Source organism: Rathayibacter sp. AY1F6, assembly GCF_002932035.1.
Taxonomy (GTDB): Bacteria; Actinomycetota; Actinomycetes; order Actinomycetales; family Microbacteriaceae; genus Rathayibacter.
In genome coordinates this window covers 27,921-51,518 of sequence record NZ_PSVD01000003.1, presented here as the reverse complement: position 1 = coordinate 51,518, position 23,598 = coordinate 27,921, and the positions used below count along the sequence as shown (strand labels likewise).

Genomic DNA, 23,598 nt, shown 5'->3' with positions numbered 1-23,598 from the left:
GCTCGCCCGGGAATCAGGAGTGGTTCACGGGAAGCCAGATGCGCATCGACACGGGACCTCGGGATCCCCACGACCGGTACGGGGTGAGCGCCACGGTCAACGGCCGTCGGTGCGGGGTTCGAGGGATTCTGGAGAAGGGCCATTCGTGCTCGTCGCGTTCGGCGACGCTGCCGGCGAGCGTCACACGCCCCTCTCGTGCGATCGGGACCGCTCCGGCGTCCAGGGCGATGTCGTCGACGTGGGCGCCGGCGGGGAGGTCGACGGACTCGAGGCAGAGGATGTCCGGTCCGTGCTGGACGGCGACGGTGCCGCGGGTGGCATCGATCCTCTCGTCGGGCTGCACGAGGACGGGTTCGAAGGGGAGGTCGAGTTCGATCCGGTCGCCGACGCGGAAACGCCGTTCGAGGTGGAGCGTGCCGTGGAACGGTCCGGTCGGCGTCTCGGCAGCATCCCCGTCGGCGGAGACGACGACGACGTCCGCGTTCGTCGCCCAGGTCGGGATCCGCAGCGTCAGAGTCCACGGCTCGACGGGTGTGCGCGTGATGGTCACGGCGACTCGCCCCCGCTCCGGCAGGTCGCTGGAGACCTCCATCGAGACGTCTCCCTGGAGGAGAGCGGCGGAGATCGTGGCGGACGCGTACTGGTGCAGCTGCACACCCTTCGCATCGGTGGTGGCGAGGTAGCCGGACAGCGAGGCGAAGGTGCGGGCGAGGTTGTTGGGGCAGCAGGCGACGTCGAACCACGCCGCCCGCTGACTGGAGTCCGCGCGCTTGGACTGCTCCTCCGGGGAGGACGCGACGCCCGGCTCGCGCCGGTGGAGGGTGTTCGCGTAGAAGAAGGAGCGGCCGTCCTCGGACACGGCGGTGGCGATGATGTTGTGCAGAGTGCGTTCGATCAGGTCCGCGTAGCGCGGGCGGCCGGTGGCGAGCAGCAACCTCCACGAGAGCATGATCGAGCCCACGCCGGCGCAGGTCTCGCAGTACGCGCGGTCGTTGGGTAGCTCGAAGTCGGCGCCGAACGCCTCGTCCTGGTGATGCGAGCCCATTCCACCGGTGATGTAGGTCCGGCGTGCGACTGTGGCCTCCCACTGCCGCTCGACGATCGCGAGCAGCTCGGCGTCATCAGTGTCCACGGCGACGTCGACCACCGCGGACGTGAGGTAGAGGGCGCGCACCGCGTGTCCGCGGAGGACCTTGGCCTCGCGGATCGGGACGTCGTCCTGGAAGTAGGCGCGACCGAACTCGACGTCTTCCAGGCTCTGGTGACCGCGGCGGTCCAAGAACACGCGGGCTTGCTCGAGGTAGCGCTCCTCCCCCGTGGCGCGGGCGAACTCCGTGAGCGCGACCTCGATCTCCGGATGTCCGCAGACCGTCTGGCGGCCGTCCGCCCCGAACTCCGAGCAGATGTGGTCGGCGAGACGGCGCGCGGCCTGCGTGAACCCGTCCTCACCGTGGGTGCGCAGTCGCGCGACCGCGGCCTGGAGGAGGTGTCCGGCGTTGTACAGCTCATGGCCCCACTCGAGGTCGCTGTAACGCTCAGCCTGACCGTGCCGGCCGAAGCGGGTGCCGAGATAGCCGTCGCTCTCCTGCGCACTGACGATGCGGGCGGTGAGAGCGCGGATGATCGATTCGGTCTCCGGGTCCTCACGTCCGGCGGTGTGCCAGCAGAGCCCTTCGAGGGTCTTGTAGACCTCGGAGTCGGCGAACTCGCGTCCGCGACGGCCTTCGGCGAGTCCGCCCCCGACGGCGAGCTCGAAATTGCGCAGCCATCCGGCGCGCTCCAGCCAGCCGAGGTTGTGCTCGAAGGTGGCGGTCGCGTTGACGGCGACCCGACGTCCCCAGAACCCCTCCGGGTCCAGCTGGACCCGGTCGATGGCGAGGGGTGTCAGGGTCCCGGCGGCCGGGTCAACGGGCAGGGCTGGGGAGAAGGTCATGACGGGATCTTTCAAGAGTGGCGCGGGACGAGAGGAAGGACGACTGCTACTTGACGCTGCCGACGGCGAGGCCCTCACGCAGCAGCCGGAACGACAGCACGTAGACGGCCAGCAGCGGCAGCGAGGAGATGACCGCGAGAGCCATCAGCCCGGGCCAGTCGATCCCGTACCCCGACGTCTGCTGCGCGATGAGAGCGCTGATCGGGTAGTTGACCGGAGAGAGGAAGAGGTTGATCGCGAAGAGGAACTCACCCCAGGCGACGAGGAAGATCAGCGAGCCGACCGTCGCCATGCCGTTTCGAACGATCGGGACGACGACGGCGAAGAAGGTGCGCAGCCGACCGGCCCCGTCGATGGAGGCGGCCTCTTCGATGGCGTCGGGCACCGCGGCGAAGAACGGTCGCAGCAGCAGCACGGCCCACGGCAGCAACATCGCCGTATCGGCGAGGACGAGACCGGCGGTGGTGTCCAGAAGACCGAGCCTGCTGAAGATCGCGAACAGAGGGATGATGCTCGCCGTCTGCGGCACCATCTGCAGGAAGATCAGCAGCCCGAGGACGAGACCGGCGACGACGCCGTCGACGCGGCGCAGCGCGTAGGCGAACGGGACGCCGAGCGCGAGCACCAGTGCAGTGGTCCCGAGGGCGATCTGCGCCGACTGGGCGAGCGCCGTCGCGAGGGCGGGGTTCGCGAGCGCCTCCGCATAGGCGTCGAAGGAGGGCGCCGAGAGGATCGCTCCGCCGACGACGTCGCCCTGGCGCTTGAGGGAGGTGAGCACGATCCAGACAAGGGGCAGCCCGTACAGGACGTAGAGCACCACGCGTACGGTGAAGGCGACCGGCTCCCGGGTGCGGGACGGTCGCGCGACGCGGGTCTCAGCGCCGCCTCGCAGGCGGGTCAGGGGGGCGGTGAGGGTGCTCATCAGGACTCGCTCCTGGTCGATCGGACGTAGACGACGGCGAGGACCGCCACGATAGCGAGGGCGATGATGCCCGTCGCGGAACCAAGTCCGTAGTCGTGCTGGACGAAGGCCTGGGAGTAGCTGAGGTAGGGCAGCGTGGACGTCGCGTCTCCGGGGCCGCCGGCGGTCATCACGTAGATGAAGTCGAAGCTGCGGAAGGCGTAGACGACGGTCAGGATCGCCAGGATGACGGCGGTCGGCCGCGCCGCGGGGATGAGGATGCTCCGGATCTCCTGCCAGCGGCTCGCGCCGTCGACCGAGGCCGCCTCGAGGATCTCGGGGTCGATGCCCAGCAGAGCCGACCGGAAGACCAGCGCATTGAAGGGGATGACGGCCCAGGCGTTCACGATCGCGACCGAAAGCAGCGCGAACCTCGCGTCGTAGAGGAAGGGGACGCCCTCCGCCGAGAGGCCGGTCGCCCGCACGAGCGTGTTGACCAGACCCTGATCGGCGAGGAGGAACTTCCAGATGCTGCCGTTCACCACGGGCGGCATGGCCCAGATGAACACCATCATCCCGAGGAGGAAGGCACTGCCCAGTCGGGAGGACCGGAGGGCGATCGCCGCTCCGAGTCCTCCGACGACCCCGACGACCGTGACCAGGACCACGAAGGCCCCGGTGCGCAGCGTGGCGCCGCCGAGGTCGGAGCCCTCGAGCAGCGCGAGGAAGTTCTGGACGCCGACGAACGGCCAGTCCCCGTTGAGGGTTCCGGAGCTGACCTCGCTGACGCTCATCCTCATCAGCAGGTAGATGGGGTAGAGCGACAGCGCCGCGAGCAGCACTCCTCCCGGTGCGGCGAAGCCCAGTCGGCCGCCGCCGACGCCGGATCGTCTCCGGGTCGTGGTCGAGGTGCTGCTCACGGTCGCTCCGTTCTCTCGTCGGGGTCTGCTACTGCTGGAGCAGCGGCGTCAGGGTCGTCATCAGGTCGCTCGAGAGCTGCTCGGGGGTCCCGCTGCCGGCGACCGCCGCGCTCCAGGACTCACCGACGGTCTGCAGCACCTTCGCGACGTTCTCGGACGGGATCGCCGGGTCAGGCGAGGTGTGGCCGTCGTCCTGGAGGATCGCCGCGAACTGGGAAAGGATCGGGTCGCTGCCGACCTTGTCGTCGGCAGCTGCATCGGCACGGGCGGGGATCGAGCCGAAGGCGTCGAGCAGCGTCAGCTGCCCCTGCTTCGAGAAGAACTCCTGCTCGAGGTACTCCTGCGCGAGCGCCTTGTTCTCGGAGAAGGCGCCCACGTTCTGCACCTCACCGCCGAGGTAGACCGAGCCGCCCTCACCGACGGGGATCGGCACGACCCCGTACTCGAACGCGGCGTCCTTCTCGGCCGAGGTGATCTGCCAGTTGCCGTTGACGGCGAAGGCCGTGTTCCCCGCGGCGAACTGCTGGAAAGGGACCGTCTGGTCCCACGTCGCCGCCTCCTTGGTCAGGTAGCCCTTCGCGGTCCAGTCCTGCACCATCGCGAACGCGTCCTGCAGAGGCTGCTGCTCGGGTGCGGCGTAGTCCCACCCGGCACGCGAGAGCCACGGGAACGCCTGCCACTCGCCCTCGGAGTTCGCCTTGCCGGTCAGCGTGATGCCGTCCTTGCCGGCGGCCGTGGCCGAGGCGAGATCCGCCTCGAGCTCCTCGAACGTGGTGGGAGCCTCGACACCCAGCTCGGTGAGGATGTCCTGGTTGTACCAGAGGCCGATCAGGTTCACGAAGCCCTGCACGCCCATGACGTCGTCGCCGACCTTCTGCACGACGGCGTCGGGGAACTGCCCGGCGTCGGCGTACTGGTCCCACCACTCGTTCATCGGCTCGATGGCCTTCGCCTCGGTGAGGGTGAAGGTATCGGCGGCGTTGTAGACGACCACATCGGGGCCGGTGCCCGTTCCCGCGGCCTGCACGAGCTTGTTCGTCAGCTGGTCGAACGGAACGTAGACGTTCTCGACCGCGACCCCCTCGTGCGTCGATTCGAAGTCCGACGCGAGCTCCTCGAGTCCGGCGGTCTGGCCGTCGACGGAGTAGTAGTGCCAGACGGTCAAGGTGTCGCCGCCGTTCCCGGCCGAGGCGCCTCCCGCGGACGACGGCGTGCAGCCGCTGAGAAGAAGGGCCGCAGTCGCGGCTGTGACCGCTGCGACGATGCTGATCCGGGTGCTGTGACGCCTCACGACGTGCCTCGCTTTCACTGTCTTCATTGACTCGGCCACCTGGTGCAGGCATTTCATCGATGAAATCGAGGACCGCTGTCGGCGATAGTAGAGCCGCCGGGCCGACCCCGTCAACATTCGACACCATCCCTTTCGGATCGCGGTGTGCTGGTCGAGGCGTGCATACTGTGCGCACCAGTTCATCGATGAAACGGAATGGCCATGACCTCGCACCCCGTCCACCGAGCGCACGGCATCGTGCACCCCGCCTTCACGGTCGGGACGATCGATCCGCGGCTCTTCGGATCGTTCGTGGAGCACCTGGGCCGAGGCGTGTACGGCGGCCTGCTCGATCCTTCGCACGAGAGTGCCGACGCCGACGGATTCCGCACCGACGTCCTCGCGCTCGTCGAGGAGCTCGGGGTCACGACCGTCCGCTACCCGGGCGGTAACTTCGTCTCGGCGTACGACTGGCGCGACGGCATCGGTCCGGTCGAGGACCGTCCCGTCCGGCTCGATCCTGCCTGGCACACCGTCGAGCCGAACCGCTTCGGGGTCGACGAGTTCGTCCGCTGGTGCCGGGCGGCACGCGTCGAGCCGATGATGGCGCTGAACCTCGGGACCGACGGAATCCGCTCGGCCCTGCACCTGCTGGAGTACGCGAACCACCCCGGCGGCACCACTCTCTCGGACGAGCGGCGCGCGAACGGCGCCGACGAGGCGCACGGCATCCGTCTCTGGTGCATCGGCAACGAGATGGACGGGCCGTGGCAGATCGGCCACCTGAGCGCCGACGAGTACGGGCGTCTCGCCGCCCGCACCGCCGCCGCCATGCGCGCACTCGACCCCTGCCTCGAACTGATCGTCTGCGGCAGCTCGAACGACCGGATGGCCACCTTCGGAGCCTGGGAGCAGGAGGTACTGCTGCACACGATCGAGCACGTCGACTTCGTGTCCTGCCACCAGTACTTCCGCTACGACGGCGACCTGGCCGCGTTCCTCGCCTCCGGCGTCGCGATGGACCGCTTCATCACCGCCATCGCCGACACGATCGGACAGGTGCGCGCACAGACGCGATCAGAGCGTCCGATCGCCATCTCCTTCGACGAGTGGAACGTGTGGGACTTCGTCGCCCACGACGAGCGCGTCGCCGGAGGGCTCGAATGGGAGGAGGCGCCCCGACTCCTCGAGGACCGCTACACGGCAGCGGACGCCGTCGTCGTGGGCGACATGCTCATCAGCATGATCAACAGAGCCGACATCGTCCGTGCAGCGAGCATGGCTCAGCTGGTGAACGTCATCGGTCCGATCATGACCGAACCGGACGGCCCCGCCTGGCGGCAGAGCACCTTCTGGCCGTTCGCCCAGGCACGGCGTTCCGCCGGCGCGACCGCGCTCCGGACCGTCGTCGAGGCGGACAGCACGGGAGGGGGCGAGGACTCCGCTCCCGTCCTCGCCTTCGCCGCAGCGGCACACGCCGACGGCTCCCTCGACCTGATGATCGTCAACCGCGCGACCGACGGCGTCACGGAGACCACGGTCGACCTCACCGCGTTCCCCGCCCTCACCGTGACGGAGGCGCTGATCCTCCGACACGAGGACCCGTTCGCGACGAACTCGGCGGAGCTCCCCGACACCGTCACTCCGCGACTCCTCGCCGTTGCGCTGTCCGACGGCGTCCTCTCGTTCCGGATCCCCGCCATCGCCTGGGTGACCGTGCGCCTCTCGCCGACCGTCGACCTGGGATGATCGGGGAACGCTCATGGGAGGAATAATACCGATGCCGCGATCGCGAACCCGCCCGGTGACCATGGCCGATGTCGGCGCTGCTGCAGGCGTCACCGCTCGCACGGTCTCCAACGTGCTCAGCGGCAACGCCAACGTCAGACCCGAGACCCGCGATCTCGTCCTCAAGGCAGTCCGCGATCTCGGATACCAACTCAACGTCTCCGCGCGCGGACTGCGCACCGGCCAGACCGGGCTCATCACCCTCGCGATCCCGGATCTCGCGATCGAGTACTTCGGCCAGCTCGCGACGGTCATCATGTCGGAGGCCGAGCGGCACGGCTGGACCGTGATCATCCAGCAGACCGGAGCGCGCCGAGACGCCGAGATCGCCGTCCTCTCCGGCTCCAGCCGCCAGCTGTCGGACGGACTGATCTTCCAGCCTCACGCACTCGGCCCCGGAGACGAGAAAGTACTCATCGGGGACCGCCCACTCGTTCTCCTGGGCGACAGGATCTTCGACGGCCCGGTCGATCACGTGACCATGGCGAACACAGCCGCCGCGGCCACCGCCACGCAGTACCTGATCGACCGCCAACACCGGCGCATTGCCGCGATCGGCAGCAACCCCGCCGGCGGATCCGTCAGCGCCGCAGCACTCCGCTTGGACGGATACCGCGGTGCCCTCGAGGCGAACGCGATCCCGTTCGACCCCGCCCTCGTCGCGGTCGCCACCGAGTGGCACCACGCCGACGGCGCCGTCGCGATGACGCAGCTGCTCGACTCCCGCGTCCCTCTGGACGCCGTCTTCTGCTTCAACGACACCCTGGCCTTCGGGGCACTGCACGCGCTGCACGTTCGCGGCATCCGCGTACCGGAGGACATCGCGGTCGTCGGCTTCGACAACGTCACCGCCGCCGCCTACGCGATACCCGCCCTCACCACGATCGATCCCGGCAGCCGCCAGATCGCCAAGACGGCCGTCGACCTCCTCGCTCAGCGCATCCGGAACGGCCCTCCGGCGCACCCGAGCGAGATCGTCGTCGAGCACTCGCTCATCTCCCGCCGCAGCGCGTAGCACAAGCACATTCGTCAGCGACGAGCCGGTCCGCGCCCGAGAACACGTCTGGCTTTGATCGCTGCGACTTTCTCCTTCGTGCCCTCGTACCAGGGCACGGTGCGCAGCAGCGCGGCCCTCGATCCGGTGGAGAGCATTACGGCGCGGCCGCGGGGCATCGCTCCGAGCTCGTCCACGGTCAGGATCCGTTCGCGCTTCAAGGCGGTCGAGGTTGAGCGGACGCCCTTGTTGTAGCTGGCGGAGGTCGTTTCGCGGTCGTAGTCACTGACGAGCTCGGAGACGTTCTGCAGGAAGTCGTTCTCCTTGACGCTGCCGAGGTAGAGGAACGCGTTCGACGCGCTCCACAGCTTCAACATGCCCTCCTTTCCCCGTGCCGCTCATCCAGGCGTCGATCCTCCCGCCCGACGGCAAGCGCGCCTAGCCGCGAAGCCCGCGTCTCTGCGGGACGGAGGCGCCTTCGTTTCCGCGGCGGGACGGCGCTCGTCGCTCCTGTGGTGGAAGCGCGCCCGTCACTCCTGCGTGCCCGTCACTCCTGCGTGCCCGTCACTCCTGCGCGGCCGCCGCGAGGGCACGGTCGAGCCAGTCCGCTAGCAGCAGGCGCTCCGCGGGCGTGAGGCCGGCGAGCTCCGGTGCGAGGGCCCGGACGCCGACGAGGGCGGTGAGCCGCCCGCCGTCGCCGGGGGAGGGCGGGTCGGTGAGGATCCCCGCGTACCCCTCATCGGAAGGCTCTCCCCATGATCATCGTGACCGGTGCCACCGGCGCTCTGAACGGCGCCACCGTCGACCACCTTCTCAACTCCGTCCCCGCCTCCGGAATCGCCGTCGTCGCCCGCGACGCCTCGAAGGCCGCCCGCTTCGCGGAGCGCGGAGTGGAGGTGCGCGTCGGCGACTACGCCGACCCCGCCTCCCTCCCGGGCGCCTTCGACGGAGCGGATCAGCTGCTCCTCGTCTCCTCGAGCGATCCGCGGGCCGACGCCGTCGCCCTGCACCGCACCGCCGTCGAGGCGGCCGTCGCGGCCGGAGTCGGACGGGTCCTCTACACGAGCCACCAGGGCGCCGCCGCCGACACCCCCTTCGGCCCGGGCCGGGACCACGCGGCGACCGAGCGCCTGCTCGCCGAGTCCGGACTCGCCTGGACGTCGCTCCGCAACGGCTTCTACGCGCACAGCCTGGGTCTCTTCCTCGGACCGTGGCGGGAGACCGGCGTGATCGAGGTCCCCTCGGACGGTCGCGTCTCGTGGACGGCCCGCGAGGACGAGTCGGAGGCGGCCGCCCGGCTCCTCCTCTCGGGGAGCCCGCAGGACGGGCCGATCATGCTGACCGCGACGGAGGCTCCGACGTTCGAGGAGATCGCCGGGATCGCGGCCGAGGTCGGCGGGCGACCCGTCGAGCTGCGTGTCCTCGGCGACGACGAGTGGGTCGCCGCGCGCGTCGCGGCGGGTCAGCCCGAGTTCCTCGTGCGCTTCACCCTCGGGATGCACCGGGCGGCCGAGCGCGGCTTCTTCGCGGGCACCGGCCCCGAGCTCGGGCGCCTCCTCGGACGCGAGCCGCGCAGCGTCCGCGACCTGCTCGAAGCCGGACCGGCAGCCGTCGCCGGATGACGCCGGGCGGGCCGCCCCGGGCCCGCCCGCGTGACGAGGCGCCGCGCCGTCCGTCGAAGCGCGGCCGAGGCGGCGGCGTCTCGGCGTCAGGGCGGTTTCCCGGCTCCCCCCGCACGACGACGGGAGCCCGCCGCACCGGTGAGGTGCGACGGGCTCCCGAGGAGTGCCGTGCGTCAGCCGCAGCTGCGCGCGCTGTAGGGCGCGGTGGCCGTGGCCGTGACGGTCTTGCCGCCGACCGTGGCCGTGCCGGTGACCGTCGCCTCGCCCGCGGCGAGCTGCGTCGAGCGCACCGTGAACGCGGCGGAGCCGGAGGCGCCCGGCTTCACTCCGGCGATCGTCTTCACGCCCTCCGGGGTGCTGATCGAGACGTCCATCGGCACCGTGTCGCCGTTCTTGCCGACGACCGTCAGCACGACCTTGCCGGCGACGCAGCGCGACGTGGCGGTCGCGCTCACCTTCAGCGAGGACTGCACGGTGACCGTGACCTGCACCGGCATGCGAGACGCGTCCTGCGCGACGCCCGAGACCGTGAAGGTCCCGGCCGTGGCGTAGGCGGCGGGCGCGACGGCGTCCCAGGCCACGTCGACCGTGCTGGTGGTGCCGGCGGCGGTCGTGATCGTGGCGCGGGGCAGGGCCGGCGCGGTGCCGACCGTGGTCGTCGCGGTCAGCGGAGCGACCGAGGCGACGGCCAGGCCGGGGGCGTAGCCCTCGAGCACCTTCTGGTACTCGGAGCGCGTCACCGGGATGACCGTGCCGTGGCGCGGCTTGCCGCCGTCGGCGTTCTGCGGCAGGCCCGTGCGGAGCTTCGCTCCGAGCGGCTGCCAGGAGTCGCCGTTCGCGAGGTCGTCGGTGCCGAACGGGATGTAGTGGTTCGGCCCGTCGTGGTAGTTCGGCTGGTCGATGAAGAGGAACCAGTCGAGGCCGTTCACGTCGCCCTCGTTGGCGGGGAAGACGTTGGGGCCCTCACCGCTGGTGAAGGTCTTGCCGGGCTCGCCGTTGGGCAGGCCCGAGGCCACCTTCTCCTTGACCAGCGACCACTCGTCCGCCGGTCCGCCGGTGCCGGGCAGCGAGCCCGAGACGGTGGCCAGCAGGTCGGTGCTCTTCTCCTCGCGGAGGGTCATCGACGCCTCGTCCTTGGTGAAGCGGTAGTAGGTGTCGCCGTCCTTCGCGACCGTCGAGTCGATGGTGCCCTTGCCGGCGCCGCGCTTGACGTCGATCCACGGCTTCGCCTCCGAGAAGGAGGTGAAGTCCTCGGTCGTCGCGTACATCATCTGGTTGTAGGTGACGGAGGCGCGATCGGCCGTGTTCGTGGTCGGGTACATGTTCGAGGCCCAGAAGACGACGTAGGTCTGGAGCTCGTCATCCCAGTACGCCTCGGGGGCCCAGGTGTTGCCGGCGAAGTCGGTGGAGACCTTGACGTGGCGCTGGGCGGACCAGTTCACCAGGTCGGTCGACTCCCAGACCTCGATGTACTTCGAGCCCGACTTCTGCGCGGTGTCGAAGCCGCCGGGGAGCCCGTCGATCTTCAGGTCGGTGGCGAGCATGAAGAACTTGTCGCCCTCGTGCGAGCGGATGATGAACGGGTCGCGCAGGCCCATCGTCCCCAGGTTCGAGGTGAAGACCGGCTTGCCGCCGTTCAGCGTGTTCCAGCTCAGCGCGTCGTTGCCCTTCGAGGCGGCGAGGCTGATGCGCTCGGCGCCGTCGCCCTCTCCGGTGAAGAACGCCCAGACGTACGCCTCGGTGTCGTCGGTGCCGGCGGGGAGCGGCTGCACCCGGAGGGTGAAGTCGCGGGTCCGGGTGGTGGATCCGCTGGTCGCGGTCGCGCGGACGACCACGTCGATCGCGGGGCTCCCGGTCGCGGGGCGGTCGACGTCGATGGTGCGGGTGCCGGCGGCGCTGCCGTCGCGGACGGTCGCTCCGCTCGGGCTGACGACGCTCCAGGCGATGCTCGAGCCGAGCGTGCCGGTGGTGGGCACCGAGACGTTCGTCCGGATGTCGCCGACGTTCGGGATGGCGATCGCGGCGAGGTCGCGCTGGACCTTCGTCGCGTCGTCCAGCTGCGCGGCGACGCGCACCGCGTAGTCGACCGAGCGGGTCTCGGTGCCGACCCTGTAGGTGGCGGTGAGGGTGGCGGTGGCGTCCGGCTGCCCCGCGGCGGGGCGCGTGACGGTCGCGGTGCCGCCGGTGATGGCCACGGCCGCGCTGTTCGACGTCCAGGTGATGCCGACGCCGCTGGCGGTGGTGGGCACCGTGAAGCCGGCGGTCGCCTCCGTGGGCACCGTGACCGACGCGACGGCGCGGTCGAGGGCCTGCGAGGAGTAGAGCGCCTGCACGGAGCTGCTGCTGAGGGCGCTGTCGTAGACGGCGAAGTCGTCCATCTCGCCGTTCCAGCCCGGGTCGTTGTAGGTCGAGCGCGCGATGTACGCGACGAGCGACGGGCCGAACGAGGAGACGTCGCGGGCGATCGTGCTCTGCGAGATCTGCGCGCCGTTGACGTACACGGTGAGCTTGCCGGTCGAGCCGTCGATGACGGTCGTGTAGAGCGAGAGGCCCGAGGGGGTGCGCGCGCCGACGGTCGGGGTGCCCGTCGCCCCGGCGCCGACCTCGGTGTTGTAGGGAGCGCCCGCGTTGACCGAGTTGGTGACGACCGACTTGGTGTAGCCGGAGAGGTTGCTCGGGTTGAGCAGCCAGTAGCCGGAGGAGAACGAGGCGCCGGAGGCGACGGGCGCTCCGACGAACGCGGCGGCGACGTTGCCGGTCCCGCCCTTGTGGGCGAGCCAGGTCGAGAAGGTCAGGTCCTTCTTGCCGACGAGGCCGGCGGTGGGGATCTCGAGGTAGGGGGCGGCCGCGGCGGATCCGCCGGGGAGGCTGATGAGCCCGTTGCGGAACTGGGCCCCGGAGCCGCGCAGCGTCGCGCTGTAGCCGTTGCCGCTGGTGTCGGCGACCGTGGTGCCGGTGGGGGCGGTGTCGAACGTGTAGTGGAGGAGCGGGGTCTCGGTGGCTCCGAAGGCGGAGCTGGGGACCGTGGCGCCGAGCAGCGCCGTGGCGGCGACGGTCGCGACCGCCAGAGCGGTCCTCACCGCCGATCGTGATCGTCTCATGCAGATAGGCCCTCGTGATCGGGTGCGGCGTCGAGGCACGATCCGCAGGGCCGCGGAGGTGTGCGTCTTCGCACGGGATGTGAAAGTGAACATCCTAGATCGCGGTACCGGATCCTGACCAGACCCCGGGAGAGGTCTGCGGGCTCGCGCAGAACGCCGGCCGGACGCGCGGTTCCTCGCCTCTCGACCGAGGGGCACTGCTCTCCGCCGACGTTCTGCCGGAGCCGGCCGGGTGGCACGATGTCCGCATGGCCTCCGACCGCCCCGTCCTGCTCGTCGTCGACGTCGCCGACGGCGGCCGCGAGGATCCCGAGTTCGAGATCGAGCTGCAGCTGCTGACCGCGAGCGTCGTCTCGGCCGCCACCGCCGCGGGCTTCGTGGTCGACCGCGTCCCTGCCGAGCAGGCCGGCGCCGCCGAGCTCGAGCGCCGGCTCGCCGCCGCCGACGCCGTCGTGGTCACCGGAGGGGAGGACGTCGACCCGTCCCTCTACGGCGGCCGGTCCGACGACCCGCACCGAGGCCAGTCCTTCCCCGCGGCCGACCGCGCGCAGATCGCGCTCGTCCGCCGTGCCGTCGAGACGCGGACCCCGCTGGTCGGGATCTGCCGCGGGATGCAGCTGGTCAACGTCGCCCTCGGCGGCGACCTCGTGCAGCACCTGCCCGGCGCCGGTCACGTGGGCCGGTCGGTCCCCGGCGAGCACCTGTCCGGGATGGTCGACCACCGCGTGGCGCTCGAGCCGGGCAGCGCCCTCGCTCGCATCCTCGGCGCCGCCGAGCTCGACGTCCGCAGCTCCCACCACCAGGCCGTCGACCGTCCCGGCGAGGGCCTCGTCGTGGTCGGCCGCGCCGACGACGGCACCGTCGAGGCCCTCGAGCACGAGTCCGCGCCACTCTGGTGCGTGCAGTGGCACCCGGAGGACGCGGGCTCGCGAGGCACCGTGCTCACGGACCTGCTCGAGGCGGCGCTCGCCGCGACCGCTACTTGATCGACCCGCGCATCACTCCGCTGACCACCCAGCGCTGCGCGAAGAGGTACACGATCAGCAGCGGCGCCATCGCCATCAGGTAGGACGCGAAGGCGACGGTGTAGTTCGTGTTGAACTGCCCCTGGAAGACGTACTCGGCCAGCGGCAGGGTGCGGGCGGACGGGTCCGAGAGCACCACGAGCGGCAGGATGAAGTCGTTCCACGCCCACACGCAGGTCAGGATCCCGACGGTCGCGTTCATCGGGCCGAGCAGCGGGAAGATCACCTGCCAGTAGGTCCGCCAGGTCGAGGCGCCGTCGGTGCGCGCCGCCTCCTCGAGCTCGATGGGGATCGAGCGGATGAAGGCCGTGTAGATGAACGTGTTGATCGAGAGCCCGAACACGGCGTAGAGCAGGATCAGCCCGGCCTGGTTGTCCAGGCCCAGCAGGGCCGTCTCCTTCACCACCGGCAGCATGATGATCGGGAACGGCACGAAGACCGCGGCGAGCAGGTAGAAGTAGACGCCCTTGAAGAACGGCCTGTGCATGTTCCGGGCGACCGCGTAGGCGACCATCGAGTTCGAGAACAGCGTCAGCACGACGGCTCCGACCGTGATCAGCGCGGTGTTCACGAAGGCCTGGGGGAAGCGGGTCGCCGTCCACGCCTCGGCGAAGTTGCCCCACGAGATCGAGGTCGGCAGCTCGAACCCTGTGCCGCCGAGCTGGTCGGGCGTCTTCAGCGCGGTCACGACGGCGAAGTAGAGCGGCAGGAGGATCGTCAGCGAGCAGACCGCGATGAGCGAGGTCGCCCACCAGTTGATCCGGTAGGTGTCGCGGGAGGGCCGGCGCCGCCCCTCGGGCTCGCCGAGGGCGATCGCGGTCGTGGGGGTGATGGTCGATGTCATCAGAACGACGCCTCTCTGCGGCTGAGGACTCGGAACTGGATCAGCGAGACCACGATGATGATGAGGAAGTAGAGGACGGCGTTGGCCGTCTGATAGGCGTACTCGCCGCCCTGGAAGCCGCCGCGGTAGATCAGCAGCGTGATCGACTCCGTCGAGGTGCCGGGACCGCCGTTGGTGAGGGCGATGATGTGGTCGAACACCTGGAGGAAGTTCTTCATCGAGATGACCATGTTGATCGTGAAGAAGGAGGCGATCAGCGGGAACGTGATCGAGGTGAACTGCCGCCACCTCCCCGCTCCGTCGAGCGAGGTCGCCTCGTAGAGCTCGCCCGGGATGGTCTGGAGTCCGGCGAGGTAGATGATGATCGAGAAGGCCGAGGCCTGCCAGACCGCCAGCACCACGATCGCCACCCACGCCCAGTCGGCGTTCGCGAGGATGTTCTCGCCGATCACCGGGATCGCGCCGAGGATCTGCGGCAGCGAGTTCGCGAAGAGGTACTGGAACACGTAGCCGATGACCAGGGTCGAGAGCACGTAGGGGATGAAGTAGATCCCGCGGAACGCCGTCTGGAACTTGATCCGCGCGTTGAGGGCGACGGCGATGGCGAGCGAGATCACGTTCACCAGCACGGTCGCCACGATCGCGAAGCCGAAGGTGAACCCGTAGGCCTTCCAGACGCGGTCGTCCTGGAGGAGCGCGAGGTAGTTCGAGGCGCCGATCAGGTCCCAGGAGCCGTAGCCCGCGTAGTCCGTGAAGCTGAAGAAGATTCCGGTGAGGACCGGGACCGTGTGGAGCACGAAGAAGAGCAGGACGGCGGGGACCGTCATCCAGTAGAAGGTCTTCGAGGTGCGCCCGATGGTGCGCTTGCGGCGCGCGGGCGGCGGAGGAGTGGTCGCCACCGCCTGCGCGGCGGCCGTCGTGGTCGTGGTCATGGGGTCACTTCCTGGTCGTGCGTGCCGCGACTTTGCGCCACTCACTGTCGAGGGTCCGGAGCGCCGCATCGGCGTCCCCGCTGGCGAGGAACGCCTGGAGCGTGGGGTTGAGCGGGATGCTCGCGGGGATCTGGTGGTCGACGAAGCCGATCAGCCGTCCCTGCTCGAAGTAGGGCTGCAGCTCGGCCAGCGTGGGGTCCGAGTTGGGTGCGGCGCCGACCAGCGGCGAGAAGGCGGCCTGGCTCGCGACGTACGGCTCGACGACTCCGGGGGTCAGCAGGAAGTCGACGAAGCGGCGGGCCGCGTCGAGCTTCGGAGTGCCGCGGCCGATGGCGACGGCCACGTCGACGCCCGAGGTGACCCGCGTGTCCGCCGGGTCGTCGAGCACCGGGTAGGGGAAGACGCCGAGGTCGATGTCCGGGTTGTTCGTGCGCACCGGGTTGATCGCCCAGATGCCCTGCGGGTACATGGCCGCCTCGCCCGCGGCGAAGGCCTGGTTGCCGTCGTCGTAGCCGCGGCCGAACGAGCCCTCCTGCGTGTACGAGAAGAGCTGCCCGAGCCGCTCCATCGTCGTCGCGTAGTCCTTCGAGAACGAGACGGGGGAGTCGGGGCCGAGCGCCGCTCCCTCCTCGCGCATCGCGTCGAAGAAGCCGTCCGGCTGCAGCTGCCCGCCGAGCGCGTTGAAGGCGGGGGCGCCGGTCCAGTTGTCGAGCAGGGCGCCGTAGAAGGGAGTGATCCCGGCGGCGGTGAGCGTCTCGCAGACGGCGATCAGCTCGTCCCAGGTGGTCGGCACCTCGATCCCGTTCTCGGCGAAGATCGTGCGGTTGTAGAGGATCCCGTCCGCGTTGTTCGCGAAGGCGAGCGCGTTCACCTCCTTCCCCTCGAAGCTGCCGAGGGCGGCGAGGATGTCGAGGGCCGCCGGGTTCACCCGCTCGACCAGCTCGTCGCCGGTGAAGTCGTGGAACACGCCGGCCTTCGCGAGGTCGGCGTAGTAGCCGCTGCCGTTCAGGGTCAGCACGTCCGGCACCTTGTCCTTGACGAGCAGGGTGCGGATGGCCGTGTCGGGGTCGGGCACGTTGTTGGCGATGACCCGGATGTCCGGGTTGGCCGCCTCGAACTCGCGGATGATCCGCGCGAAGTCCTCCACCGCCTCCGCCTTGAACTGGAAGAAGTCGAGCGTGGTCACTCCGTCGCCGGCGCCGGAGGAGGCGCAGGAGGCGAGGGCGGCGGCGGACGCCGCGGCGAGCGGCACCGAGAGGAACAGCCGCCGGGAGAACCCGGGGGGATGCGGATGAGCGGACATGCGGCGCCTCCTTGCGCGTGGGGACAGGTCTCAGGGCGCGCTCGACCGCGGAGGGCGGTGCGAGAGCAGGTGCGGCGGCGGGGGAGCGGGGTCGGCTCCGGAGCCGGGAGGGCGGGTCAGAGGGCGGTGAGCACGAGCACGACGAGCTGCTCCGGATCGAGGACGGGGGCCTGGAGCCCGACGGTGCCCAGCACGCGGCCGCGGAGCGCGGTCCCGTGCTCGGCCCAGCCGAGCGGCGACTGCCCGGGGCCGCCGAGCGGCGACGTGACCGGGGCGAGCGCCACGGAGTAGGTGCGCTCCGGGTCCAGGCCCGGGAGCGTGATCCGTCCGGGCGGGTAGGTCTCGCCGGTGCGCAGCTGGGTGAAGGTGAAGAGGGCGGCGGAGCGGTCGGCGGCGACGACTCCGGAGAGCGAGGCGGCGTCGTCGGCGAGGTCGGCGCGCACGACCGTCCCGGTGTGCAGCAGCGCCCGGTGCTCGCGGTGGAAGGCGACCCAGGCGGTCAGCTCCTCCTCGACGGCGGGGGCGAGATCCGAGACGTCCCACTCGATGCCGAGGTGGCCGGGCAGCGCGGTGCCGGCGCGGAAGGCGAGCGAGTGGGTGCGCTGCGTCGAGTGCGACCGCGGCCCTCCGATGTGCTGCCCCATCAGCTCGGGCGGCACCACCAGCTGGGTGAAGGGCTGGATGGTCTGCCGCTCGAGCGGGTCGATGCAGTCGCTCGTCCAGATGCGGTCGGTGCGGGCGAGGATCCCGAGGTCGACGCGGGCGCCCCCGGAGGCGCACGACTCGATCTCGACGCCGGGATGCCGGGAGCGCAGCTCGTCGAGCAGGCGGTAGAGCGCGAGCACGTTCTCGTGGACGGCGGAGCGGCCTGTGGCGGGCGAGACCGCCTCGATCACGTCGCGGTTGTGGTCCCACTTGAGGTACGCGATCGGGTACTCGGTCAGCAGCGCGTCGAGGGCGCCGAGCACGTGCTCGAACGCGCCGCGCTGCGAGAGGTCGAGGACCTGCTGCTGCCGCCCCGAGGCCGGGAGATGGCCGGCCGGGCCGAGGATCCACTCCGGGTGCGCGCGGGCCAGGTCGGAGTCGGGGCTGATCATCTCGGGCTCCACCCAGAGGCCGAACTGCATGCCCAGGCCGGTGACGACGTCCGTCAGCGGAGTGAGGCCCTCCGGCCAGACCGAAGGGTCGACGGTCCAGTCGCCGAGCGCCGCGGTGTCGTCGCGGCGGCCGAGGAACCAGCCGTCGTCGAGCACGAAGCGCTCGACCCCGATCCGCGCGGCCCGCTCGGCGAGGGCGGTGAGGCGAGCGAGGTCGTGGTCGAAGTAGACGGCCTCCCAGGTGTTCAGGGTGACGGGCCTCGGAGCGACGGGGTGCTGCGGGCGGGCGCGGAGCGACGCGTGGAACCGGGCCTGCAGAGCGCTGAGCCCGTCGCCCCAGGAGCCGTAGGCGACCGGGGTCTCGTAGCTCTCGCCCTGCGCGAGCTCGATCTCGGCGGGCCGCAGCAGCTCGCCGGCCGCGAGGAGCGAGACGCCCTCGACGGTGCGCTCGGCGCGGAGCGAGGTGTCGCCGCTCCAGCCCAGGTGGACGCCGTGCACGAGCCCGCGCTCCCAGCCGAAGCCGGGCGTGCCCGCGGCGAGGAGGAGGGTCGCGTCGGCGCCGGGACGGCCGCGGCGGGTGCGGCGGGTGTGCTCGCCGATGGTCAGTGGGCGGCGCTGCGGGTGGCGCTCGCGGAGGTGGTGCCCGGTGGTGTCGAGGATCTCGCGCGCGGTCGCGGGGAGCGGGAAGCCGAGCTCGAAGCGCTCGAGGCGGAACGGGCGGGCGTCGAGGTTCTCGACCCGGGCGCGCTGGGTGAGCAGGCCGGCCGCATCGACCTCGAGGTCCACGGTCAGCCGGACGCCCGCGCCCGTGGCGACGGTCCGGAGGGCGGAGCCGAGCGCCTCGATGCTCTCGACCTCGAACCGCTCCGACGCGGCCGCGCGCTCGTGGGTGCCCTCGAAGGTGGGGGCGTGCTGCCAGCCGTCGGCCTCGACGGCGACGAGGCCGAACGGCGCGAAGGCGTCGAGCCCGCCCGAGACGCGCTGGGGGAGGGCGGCGTCTGCCAGGGCGGATAGTTCGGCGGCGGAAAGATCTGCGAGCGCGGCGCCCCAGTGCACGATCGTGGGGAAGGTGACGAGGCGGGCGTCGACGACGACGCTGGTGCCCCCGTCCTGCAAGTGGAAGAGGCGCGATTCCCGGCCGGAGAGGGTCACGGAGTCGTTCGTGGGGGCGATGCTGCGGTGCATGGCTTATTTCTAGAGCAGAAGTAATAGGGGTGTCAAGAGCGGCGCGAGTGGCCGGATCTGTTCCTGGGGCGGCGCGCTACCGGTAGCTTTCTACCAGGCCGGAAAGAAGGAGCCCCGTGACCGACACCATCGTCGCCGAGGACGCCTCCGGGAGCTCCTCCGAGCTCCTGGCGCGCGAGGTCCTGATCCACGGTCCCGTCTCGCGGGCCGAGCTCGGCCGCCGCCTCGGCCTCTCGCCCGCCAGCCTGACCCGGCTCGCGCGCCCGTTCCTCGACGGCGGCCTGGTCGTCGAGGGCCCCGAGCAGAGCACCGGAGTCGGCCGCCCCGCCCGCCCGCTCGACATCCGCGCCGACGCGCTGAGCTTCGCGGGCGTGAAGATCACCGGCACCGAGGTCCTCGCCGTCCGCACCGACCTGCGCGCGCGCACCGAGCGGGAGCTGGTCCGCCCGCTGCCGGGCACGGAGCCCGCCGACGTGATCGCCGCGATCGTCTCGGTCGTCGACGAGCTCGGCGGCCCCTCCGCCTTCGCCGGTCTGGGCGTGACGCTCGGCGGGAGCATCGCCGCCGACGGCCGGGTGAGCCGCGCGCCGTTCCTCGGCTGGCGCGACGTCGACCTCGCCGCTCCGCTCTCCGCTGCCCTCGGGCTGCCGGTCGCCCTCGAGAACGACGTGGTCGCGCTCACGGGAGCCGAGCACTGGTTCGGGCGCGGCCGCGGCATCCCGCACTTCGCGGTGCTCACCGTCGGCGCGGGCGTGGGCTACGGACTGGTGGTGCACGACCGGGTGGTCGCGCCCCCGGAGGCGGGGCTCGGCCTGGGCGGCCACTACCCGCTGGATCCCACCGGGCCCGTCTGCGAGGCCGGCCACCGCGGCTGCTCGACCGCGATGCTCAGCCTGCCCTCGCTCCTCCGCCAGCTCTTCGTCACCACCGGCCGCGAGCTGACCCTGGCCGAGGGCTTCGCCGCCGCTCGCGCGGGCGACCCCGGTGCCGAGCGCATCCTCGCCGACTCCGGCAACGCGCTCGGGACGATGATCGCCGCGATCGGCAACCTCTCGATGTCCGGCACGGTGATCCTGGCCGGGGAGGGCGTCGCCCTCTACTCGGAGCAGGCCGCGGTGGTGGACGCCGCGATCGCGGCCACGCGCGACCCGGACGCTCCGCCCCTGGCGCTGCTCGTCGACGACGGCGGGCTCGTGGAGTGGGCGCGCGGCGCGGCGGCCGTCGCGATCCAGCGGCTGCTGCCGCGGATCGCGCTCGGGACGCTGGGGTAGCGGGGCTCCGCGGCGCGCGGGTGCTCGGGGTGCCGGGTCTCCGCGCCCAGTGGGCCGTCGGCACGCTCGCCCGGCGGGTCTCAGCGCCGCGGAGGCTCGGGATGTCGGCCCGGCGGGCGTCCGCTCCGGGCGGGTGCCGGGACGCCGGCCTCGCGGGCTAGGCGCCGAGCGCCGAGCCGGGCAGGTCGGTCTGCAGGCCGTCGACGATCCGGCCGAAGGCCGCGATCGCCTGGTCGTCGCCGAGACGACCGGAGTCGACTCCTCCGGCGATGCGCAGGACCTCGGCCCGGCGCTCCGCCCTCTCCACCGCGTCGAGCCCGGAGGCCCCGATCGCTGCGGATGCGCGCACTCGCGCGACGATCGTGCCGACGTGCCATCTGCCGCGTGCCATCTGTCTCCTCCTGAAATCCCCGCCTTTCTTCGGAGCGGACGCATACCCGGATGGGTGCGCGTCCCCGGGTCCTCACCCCCGTCGCTCCGGCGATGCGTCACGAACGGTCGTCATCCGGCCGCCGTGGCGACCGTTCGTGACGCATCGATCGAGCTGGGGAGGCGGAGCGCCCGCTCGCGGAGAGGGGTCCGGGGCGCCAGACTGACGGCGAGCGGAGGGAGGCACGATGCGACGCCTCCGCGCCCTCGCCGCCGCGCTGCTCCTCCTGCCCGCCCTCGCGGCCTGCGCGCCGGGAGGCGCGACGGGCGCCCCGAGCGGCACCGCGGCGGCCACCGTGGCTGCGACCACCGCCACCCCGTCTCAGGCCACCCCCGACCCGGCCCGCTCCTCCGCCGCGTCCGCCCCGGCTCCCGGGGTCACCGTCTCCGTCCAGCAGAACCGCTCCGACATCGCCGGCGGCACCATGGCCTTCGAGGTCCACAACGGCAGCGGCGCCCCGATCGAGGTCATCGCGGCCCGCCTCACGGACCCGCGCCTGGCCGCCCCGCTCACCTGGACCGGCGGCACGGGCGTCCCCGACGGGACCTCGCGAGACCTCCGGGTCGACGTGCCCGAGCCCGCCTGCCCTGCCGCGGAGGCGCCCACCGCGCTCGAGGTCGTCCTCGCCATCGACGGCCACGGCGAGCACGCGTACCCCGCCGACGACCCGTTCTCGTTCGTCGACGCTCTCGCCCGGTCCGGATGCTTCGCCCGCAGCGTCGACGCCGACCTCGCCCTGCGGATCGACACGTCCGGAGGCGCCGCGCACGAGCCGGCGCGCCTCACGATCACCGCCGACGTCCGGGGCACCCCCCTCGTGCTCCGCAGCGTCGACGCCACGATCCTGCTGCAGCCGCCCGACGCCGCCGACGCCTGGACCCTCGACCGCTCCGTGCCCGCCGGGACCCTCGACTCCGTGGTCCTGGACGCCGTCCCCACCCGCTGCGACACCCACGCGCTCGCCGAGGACAAGGTCGGCACGCGCCTGCCGGTCACCGTCGAGACCGCGGGCCGGCAGGGCACCGTCGTCGTCGCCGCGACCCCCGAGCAGAAGGGCGAGCTCTACGCGTTCATCACCGCGTACTGCGCGTCCTGAGCAGGGGTGGCGGGCGGTCCGGGGACGCGGACGTCGGCGCCGCGGACGCGTCTCGCCGTCCACCTCGGCCGTCACTCGCCGCCGCTCGCCCGCATCGGCAGGTTGCGCCGTCGGCCGCGCCGAGCCGGTCCCGCCCGCCGTGGGACGAGCCCGGCCTGCCCCGCCCGGCTCGGCTCGGCTCAGCCCGCTCGACTCAGCTCAGCCCGGTTCAGCGCCCCGCTCCGCTGTGCGCGCCCCAGCCGCGCCCGTCCGTTTCACGCCGGCGCCGTGCTCAGCGCCTGCAGCCCCGTCACCCGCAGCAGGTCGAGCCGCGCCTCGTCCTCGCTGCCCGGCGCCACCGTGTAGACGACGATCCGCAGGTCGGTGCCCGGAGCCGTGAGCACGTCGCAGTCGATCGTGATCGGTCCGACGGGCGTCCGCGTCACCGTCTTCCGGCTCGCGCGGTGCTCGGCGATGCGCGCCTCCGCCCAGCGCCGCTCGAACTCGGGCGACTCCTCGCGCAGCCGGGCGACGAGGGCGGCGAGCGCCGGATCGCGCGGGTAGCGCCCGGTCGCCGCGCGCAGGTCGGCCGCGAGGTCGCTCGCGAAGTCCTCCTCGTGCTGCGCGTCGAACTCGGTGCCCGCGTGGCCCGAGGTGAAGTGCCGCCAGACGAGGTTCCGCTCCAGCCCGGTGAACACCGAGGGGTCGCCGTTGAGGGCGGCCCAGAGCGGGTTCCACAGCAGGATGTCGTGGGCCGCCGTGAACACCGCGAGCGGCACGTCGCCCAGGCGGTCGACGATCCGCTGCACGCCCGGGCTCACGTGCTGCGGCACGACGCCCGGCGAGGGGACGGCGGCGCCGGCGACCCGGTAGAGGTGGTCGCGCTCGCTGTCCGTGAGCCGGAGCGCCACCGCGAGAGAGCGGAGCATCGACGGCGACGGGTTCCGTGCGCGTCCCTGCTCGAGCCGCACGAGGTAGTCGACGCTCACGCCCGAGAGCGCCGCCAGCTCCTCGCGGCGCAGGCCCGTGGCGCGGCGGCTCGAGCCCGCGGGCAGGCCGACGTCGGCGGGACGGATGCGGTCGCGCCACGAGCGCAGCACCGTGGCGAACTCCTCCATGCCGCCCATCCTCCTCCGCCCGCCGTCGCCGAGCCAGGTACTGCCGGTCCCCCCGTCGAGCGCGGCCTGGTCGAGGCCCGACCACCCGCGCAGGATGGGCGCATGACCACGACACTCATCACCGGAGCGAACCGCTCCCTCGGCCTCGAGACCGCCCGCCGACTCCTCGAGGCGGGCCACACCGTCTACGCCGGCATGCGCGACACCGCCGACGGCGACGCCGCCCGCGCGCTCGGCGCCCACCCCGTCCGCCTCGACGTCACCGATCAGGCGAGCGTCGACTCCGCGATCGCCTCCCTGCCCGGGCTCGACGTGCTCGTCAACAACGCCGGAGTGCTGGGCACCTCGTTCGGCGTCGACGACCTCACCCCGGAGGCGATGGCGGGCGTCCTCGAGACGAACGTCGTCGGCATCGTCCGCGTCACACAGGCCGCGCTCCCGCTGCTGCAGGCCTCCGCGGCCCCGGTCGTCGTGAACGTGGCGTCCGGAGTCGGCTGGCCGCGCTGGCTGAGCACCGAGGGCCACGACGAGTTCCCCGTCACCGCGATCCCGTACGCGGCATCGAAGGCGGCGGTCGTCGCGCTCACCGTGCAGTACGCGAAGAACCTGCCGGCGATGCGGATCAACGCGAGCGACCCCGGCTACACCGCGACCGACTTCAACGGACACGGCGGGCACCAGACCGTCACCGAGGGCACGGACGCGACCGTCGCGCTCGCCCTGCTCGGCTCCGACGGGCCGACGGGCGAGTTCCACGACCGGCGCGGGCGCATCGAGTACTGAGCTACG

19 protein-coding genes are annotated in these 23,598 nt (G+C 71.7%); 7 read left to right on the top strand and 12 right to left on the bottom strand.

Going from position 1 to position 23,598, the window contains the following annotated elements:
* Nucleotides 1-13: 13 nt before the first annotated feature.
* The 4 genes from C5C44_RS03970 to C5C44_RS03955 are packed head-to-tail and all read right to left on the bottom strand — an operon-like array spanning nt 14 to nt 5,045.
* The gene (locus C5C44_RS03970) at nt 14-1,933 is read right to left on the bottom strand and encodes a glycoside hydrolase family 127 protein (RefSeq protein ID WP_104225865.1); all 1,920 of its coding nucleotides are present in this window, start codon (nt 1,931-1,933) and stop codon (nt 14-16) included.
* A gap of 46 nt (nt 1,934-1,979) precedes the next feature.
* On the bottom strand, nt 1,980-2,855 hold the full coding sequence (locus tag C5C44_RS03965; protein WP_104335356.1) for a carbohydrate ABC transporter permease: 876 nt from the start codon (nt 2,853-2,855) through the stop codon (nt 1,980-1,982).
* Nucleotides 2,855-3,754, bottom strand: coding sequence for a carbohydrate ABC transporter permease (locus C5C44_RS03960; RefSeq protein ID WP_104269559.1), 900 nt, complete (start codon nt 3,752-3,754; stop codon nt 2,855-2,857). The genes C5C44_RS03965 and C5C44_RS03960 overlap by 1 nt, the downstream gene beginning before the upstream one ends.
* A 28-nt stretch (nt 3,755-3,782) precedes the next feature.
* A complete protein-coding gene (locus C5C44_RS03955) occupies nt 3,783-5,045 on the bottom strand; it encodes an extracellular solute-binding protein (RefSeq protein ID WP_181027149.1) in 1,263 nt (420 codons plus the stop codon).
* Nucleotides 5,046-5,246: 201 nt separating this feature from the next.
* Here C5C44_RS03955 and C5C44_RS03950 point away from each other — a divergent pair, with 201 nt between their 5' ends.
* A complete protein-coding gene (locus C5C44_RS03950) occupies nt 5,247-6,773 on the top strand; it encodes an alpha-N-arabinofuranosidase (protein ID WP_104247258.1) in 1,527 nt (508 codons plus the stop codon).
* A 31-nt stretch (nt 6,774-6,804) separates the two neighbouring features.
* Complete coding sequence (locus C5C44_RS03945; protein ID WP_104335355.1) at nt 6,805-7,827, top strand: LacI family DNA-binding transcriptional regulator; 1,023 nt, start codon at nt 6,805-6,807, stop codon at nt 7,825-7,827.
* 14 nt (nt 7,828-7,841) lie between these two features.
* Here the strand turns inward: C5C44_RS03945 and C5C44_RS03940 are convergent, their stop codons facing one another.
* A complete protein-coding gene (locus tag C5C44_RS03940) occupies nt 7,842-8,183 on the bottom strand; it encodes a TraM recognition domain-containing protein (RefSeq protein ID WP_104247249.1) in 342 nt (113 codons plus the stop codon).
* A 378-nt stretch (nt 8,184-8,561) separates the two neighbouring features.
* On the opposite strand from C5C44_RS03940, the gene C5C44_RS03935 reads away from it, so the two are divergent.
* The gene (locus C5C44_RS03935; protein ID WP_104335354.1) at nt 8,562-9,428 is read left to right on the top strand and encodes an NAD(P)H-binding protein; all 867 of its coding nucleotides are present in this window, start codon (nt 8,562-8,564) and stop codon (nt 9,426-9,428) included.
* A gap of 173 nt (nt 9,429-9,601) precedes the next feature.
* On the opposite strand, the gene C5C44_RS03930 is transcribed toward C5C44_RS03935, so the two are convergent.
* Entirely contained in the window at nt 9,602-12,508 is a 2,907-nt protein-coding gene (locus C5C44_RS03930) for an immunoglobulin-like domain-containing protein (RefSeq protein ID WP_181132704.1), read from the bottom strand.
* A gap of 269 nt (nt 12,509-12,777) precedes the next feature.
* On the opposite strand from C5C44_RS03930, the gene C5C44_RS03925 reads away from it, so the two are divergent.
* On the top strand, nt 12,778-13,515 hold the full coding sequence (locus C5C44_RS03925) for a gamma-glutamyl-gamma-aminobutyrate hydrolase family protein (protein ID WP_104260516.1): 738 nt from the start codon (nt 12,778-12,780) through the stop codon (nt 13,513-13,515).
* On the opposite strand, the gene C5C44_RS03920 is transcribed toward C5C44_RS03925, so the two are convergent.
* From C5C44_RS03920 to C5C44_RS03905, 4 genes are all read right to left on the bottom strand, one after another.
* The gene (locus tag C5C44_RS03920) at nt 13,508-14,398 is read right to left on the bottom strand and encodes a carbohydrate ABC transporter permease (protein ID WP_374953515.1); all 891 of its coding nucleotides are present in this window, start codon (nt 14,396-14,398) and stop codon (nt 13,508-13,510) included. The two genes, C5C44_RS03925 and C5C44_RS03920, sit on opposite strands and share 8 nt — an antisense overlap.
* Nucleotides 14,398-15,330 (bottom strand): carbohydrate ABC transporter permease, encoded by a 933-nt coding sequence (locus C5C44_RS03915; protein ID WP_104225874.1) that lies wholly within the window; start codon nt 15,328-15,330, stop codon nt 14,398-14,400. The genes C5C44_RS03920 and C5C44_RS03915 overlap by 1 nt, the downstream gene beginning before the upstream one ends.
* 4 nt (nt 15,331-15,334) lie before the next feature.
* A complete protein-coding gene (locus tag C5C44_RS03910; protein ID WP_104257458.1) occupies nt 15,335-16,633 on the bottom strand; it encodes an ABC transporter substrate-binding protein in 1,299 nt (432 codons plus the stop codon).
* 116 nt (nt 16,634-16,749) lie between these two features.
* Entirely contained in the window at nt 16,750-18,915 is a 2,166-nt protein-coding gene (locus tag C5C44_RS03905) for an alpha-galactosidase (RefSeq protein ID WP_104335352.1), read from the bottom strand.
* 116 nt (nt 18,916-19,031) lie between these two features.
* Between C5C44_RS03905 and C5C44_RS03900 the strand changes: the two genes are divergently transcribed.
* Nucleotides 19,032-20,186, top strand: a complete 1,155-nt coding sequence (locus C5C44_RS03900) for an ROK family transcriptional regulator (protein WP_104335351.1) — start codon at nt 19,032-19,034, stop codon at nt 20,184-20,186.
* Nucleotides 20,187-20,343: 157 nt separating this feature from the next.
* On the opposite strand, the gene C5C44_RS03895 is transcribed toward C5C44_RS03900, so the two are convergent.
* Nucleotides 20,344-20,577: a hypothetical protein gene (locus C5C44_RS03895; protein WP_104287992.1), complete on the bottom strand. Its 234-nt coding sequence runs from the start codon at nt 20,575-20,577 to the stop codon at nt 20,344-20,346.
* Nucleotides 20,578-20,803: 226 nt separating this feature from the next.
* Between C5C44_RS03895 and C5C44_RS03890 the strand changes: the two genes are divergently transcribed.
* Nucleotides 20,804-21,712 carry a hypothetical protein gene (locus C5C44_RS03890; protein WP_104335350.1) on the top strand — a complete coding sequence of 303 codons (909 nt, stop codon included), beginning with the start codon at nt 20,804-20,806 and terminating at the stop codon, nt 21,710-21,712.
* Nucleotides 21,713-21,966: 254 nt separating this feature from the next.
* Here C5C44_RS03890 and C5C44_RS03885 read toward each other — a convergent pair whose 3' ends face one another.
* Nucleotides 21,967-22,809 (bottom strand): helix-turn-helix transcriptional regulator, encoded by an 843-nt coding sequence (locus C5C44_RS03885; protein WP_104335349.1) that lies wholly within the window; start codon nt 22,807-22,809, stop codon nt 21,967-21,969.
* A gap of 102 nt (nt 22,810-22,911) precedes the next feature.
* Between C5C44_RS03885 and C5C44_RS03880 the strand changes: the two genes are divergently transcribed.
* A complete protein-coding gene (locus C5C44_RS03880) occupies nt 22,912-23,592 on the top strand; it encodes an SDR family NAD(P)-dependent oxidoreductase (RefSeq protein WP_104232897.1) in 681 nt (226 codons plus the stop codon).
* Nucleotides 23,593-23,598: the final 6 nt, after the last annotated feature.

What these genes read in the sequence shown, in the direction of transcription:
- C5C44_RS03920 (WP_374953515.1), bottom strand. Translation starts at nt 14,398, where the DNA reads ATGACATCGACCATCACCCCCACGACCGCGATCGCCCTCGGCGAGCCC.
- C5C44_RS03910 (WP_104257458.1), bottom strand. Translation starts at nt 16,633, where the DNA reads ATGTCCGCTCATCCGCATCCCCCCGGGTTCTCCCGGCGGCTGTTCCTC.
- C5C44_RS03940 (WP_104247249.1), bottom strand. Translation starts at nt 8,183, where the DNA reads ATGTTGAAGCTGTGGAGCGCGTCGAACGCGTTCCTCTACCTCGGCAGC.
- C5C44_RS03905 (WP_104335352.1), bottom strand. Translation starts at nt 18,915, where the DNA reads ATGCACCGCAGCATCGCCCCCACGAACGACTCCGTGACCCTCTCCGGC.
- C5C44_RS03890 (WP_104335350.1), top strand. Translation starts at nt 20,804, where the DNA reads ATGCGACGCCTCCGCGCCCTCGCCGCCGCGCTGCTCCTCCTGCCCGCC.
- C5C44_RS03925 (WP_104260516.1), top strand. Translation starts at nt 12,778, where the DNA reads ATGGCCTCCGACCGCCCCGTCCTGCTCGTCGTCGACGTCGCCGACGGC.
- C5C44_RS03970 (WP_104225865.1), bottom strand. Translation starts at nt 1,933, where the DNA reads ATGACCTTCTCCCCAGCCCTGCCCGTTGACCCGGCCGCCGGGACCCTG.
- C5C44_RS03880 (WP_104232897.1), top strand. Translation starts at nt 22,912, where the DNA reads ATGACCACGACACTCATCACCGGAGCGAACCGCTCCCTCGGCCTCGAG.
- C5C44_RS03915 (WP_104225874.1), bottom strand. Translation starts at nt 15,330, where the DNA reads ATGACCACGACCACGACGGCCGCCGCGCAGGCGGTGGCGACCACTCCT.
- C5C44_RS03945 (WP_104335355.1), top strand. Translation starts at nt 6,805, where the DNA reads ATGCCGCGATCGCGAACCCGCCCGGTGACCATGGCCGATGTCGGCGCT.
- C5C44_RS03885 (WP_104335349.1), bottom strand. Translation starts at nt 22,809, where the DNA reads ATGGAGGAGTTCGCCACGGTGCTGCGCTCGTGGCGCGACCGCATCCGT.
- C5C44_RS03935 (WP_104335354.1), top strand. Translation starts at nt 8,562, where the DNA reads ATGATCATCGTGACCGGTGCCACCGGCGCTCTGAACGGCGCCACCGTC.
- C5C44_RS03950 (WP_104247258.1), top strand. Translation starts at nt 5,247, where the DNA reads ATGACCTCGCACCCCGTCCACCGAGCGCACGGCATCGTGCACCCCGCC.
- C5C44_RS03965 (WP_104335356.1), bottom strand. Translation starts at nt 2,855, where the DNA reads ATGAGCACCCTCACCGCCCCCCTGACCCGCCTGCGAGGCGGCGCTGAG.
- C5C44_RS03895 (WP_104287992.1), bottom strand. Translation starts at nt 20,577, where the DNA reads ATGGCACGCGGCAGATGGCACGTCGGCACGATCGTCGCGCGAGTGCGC.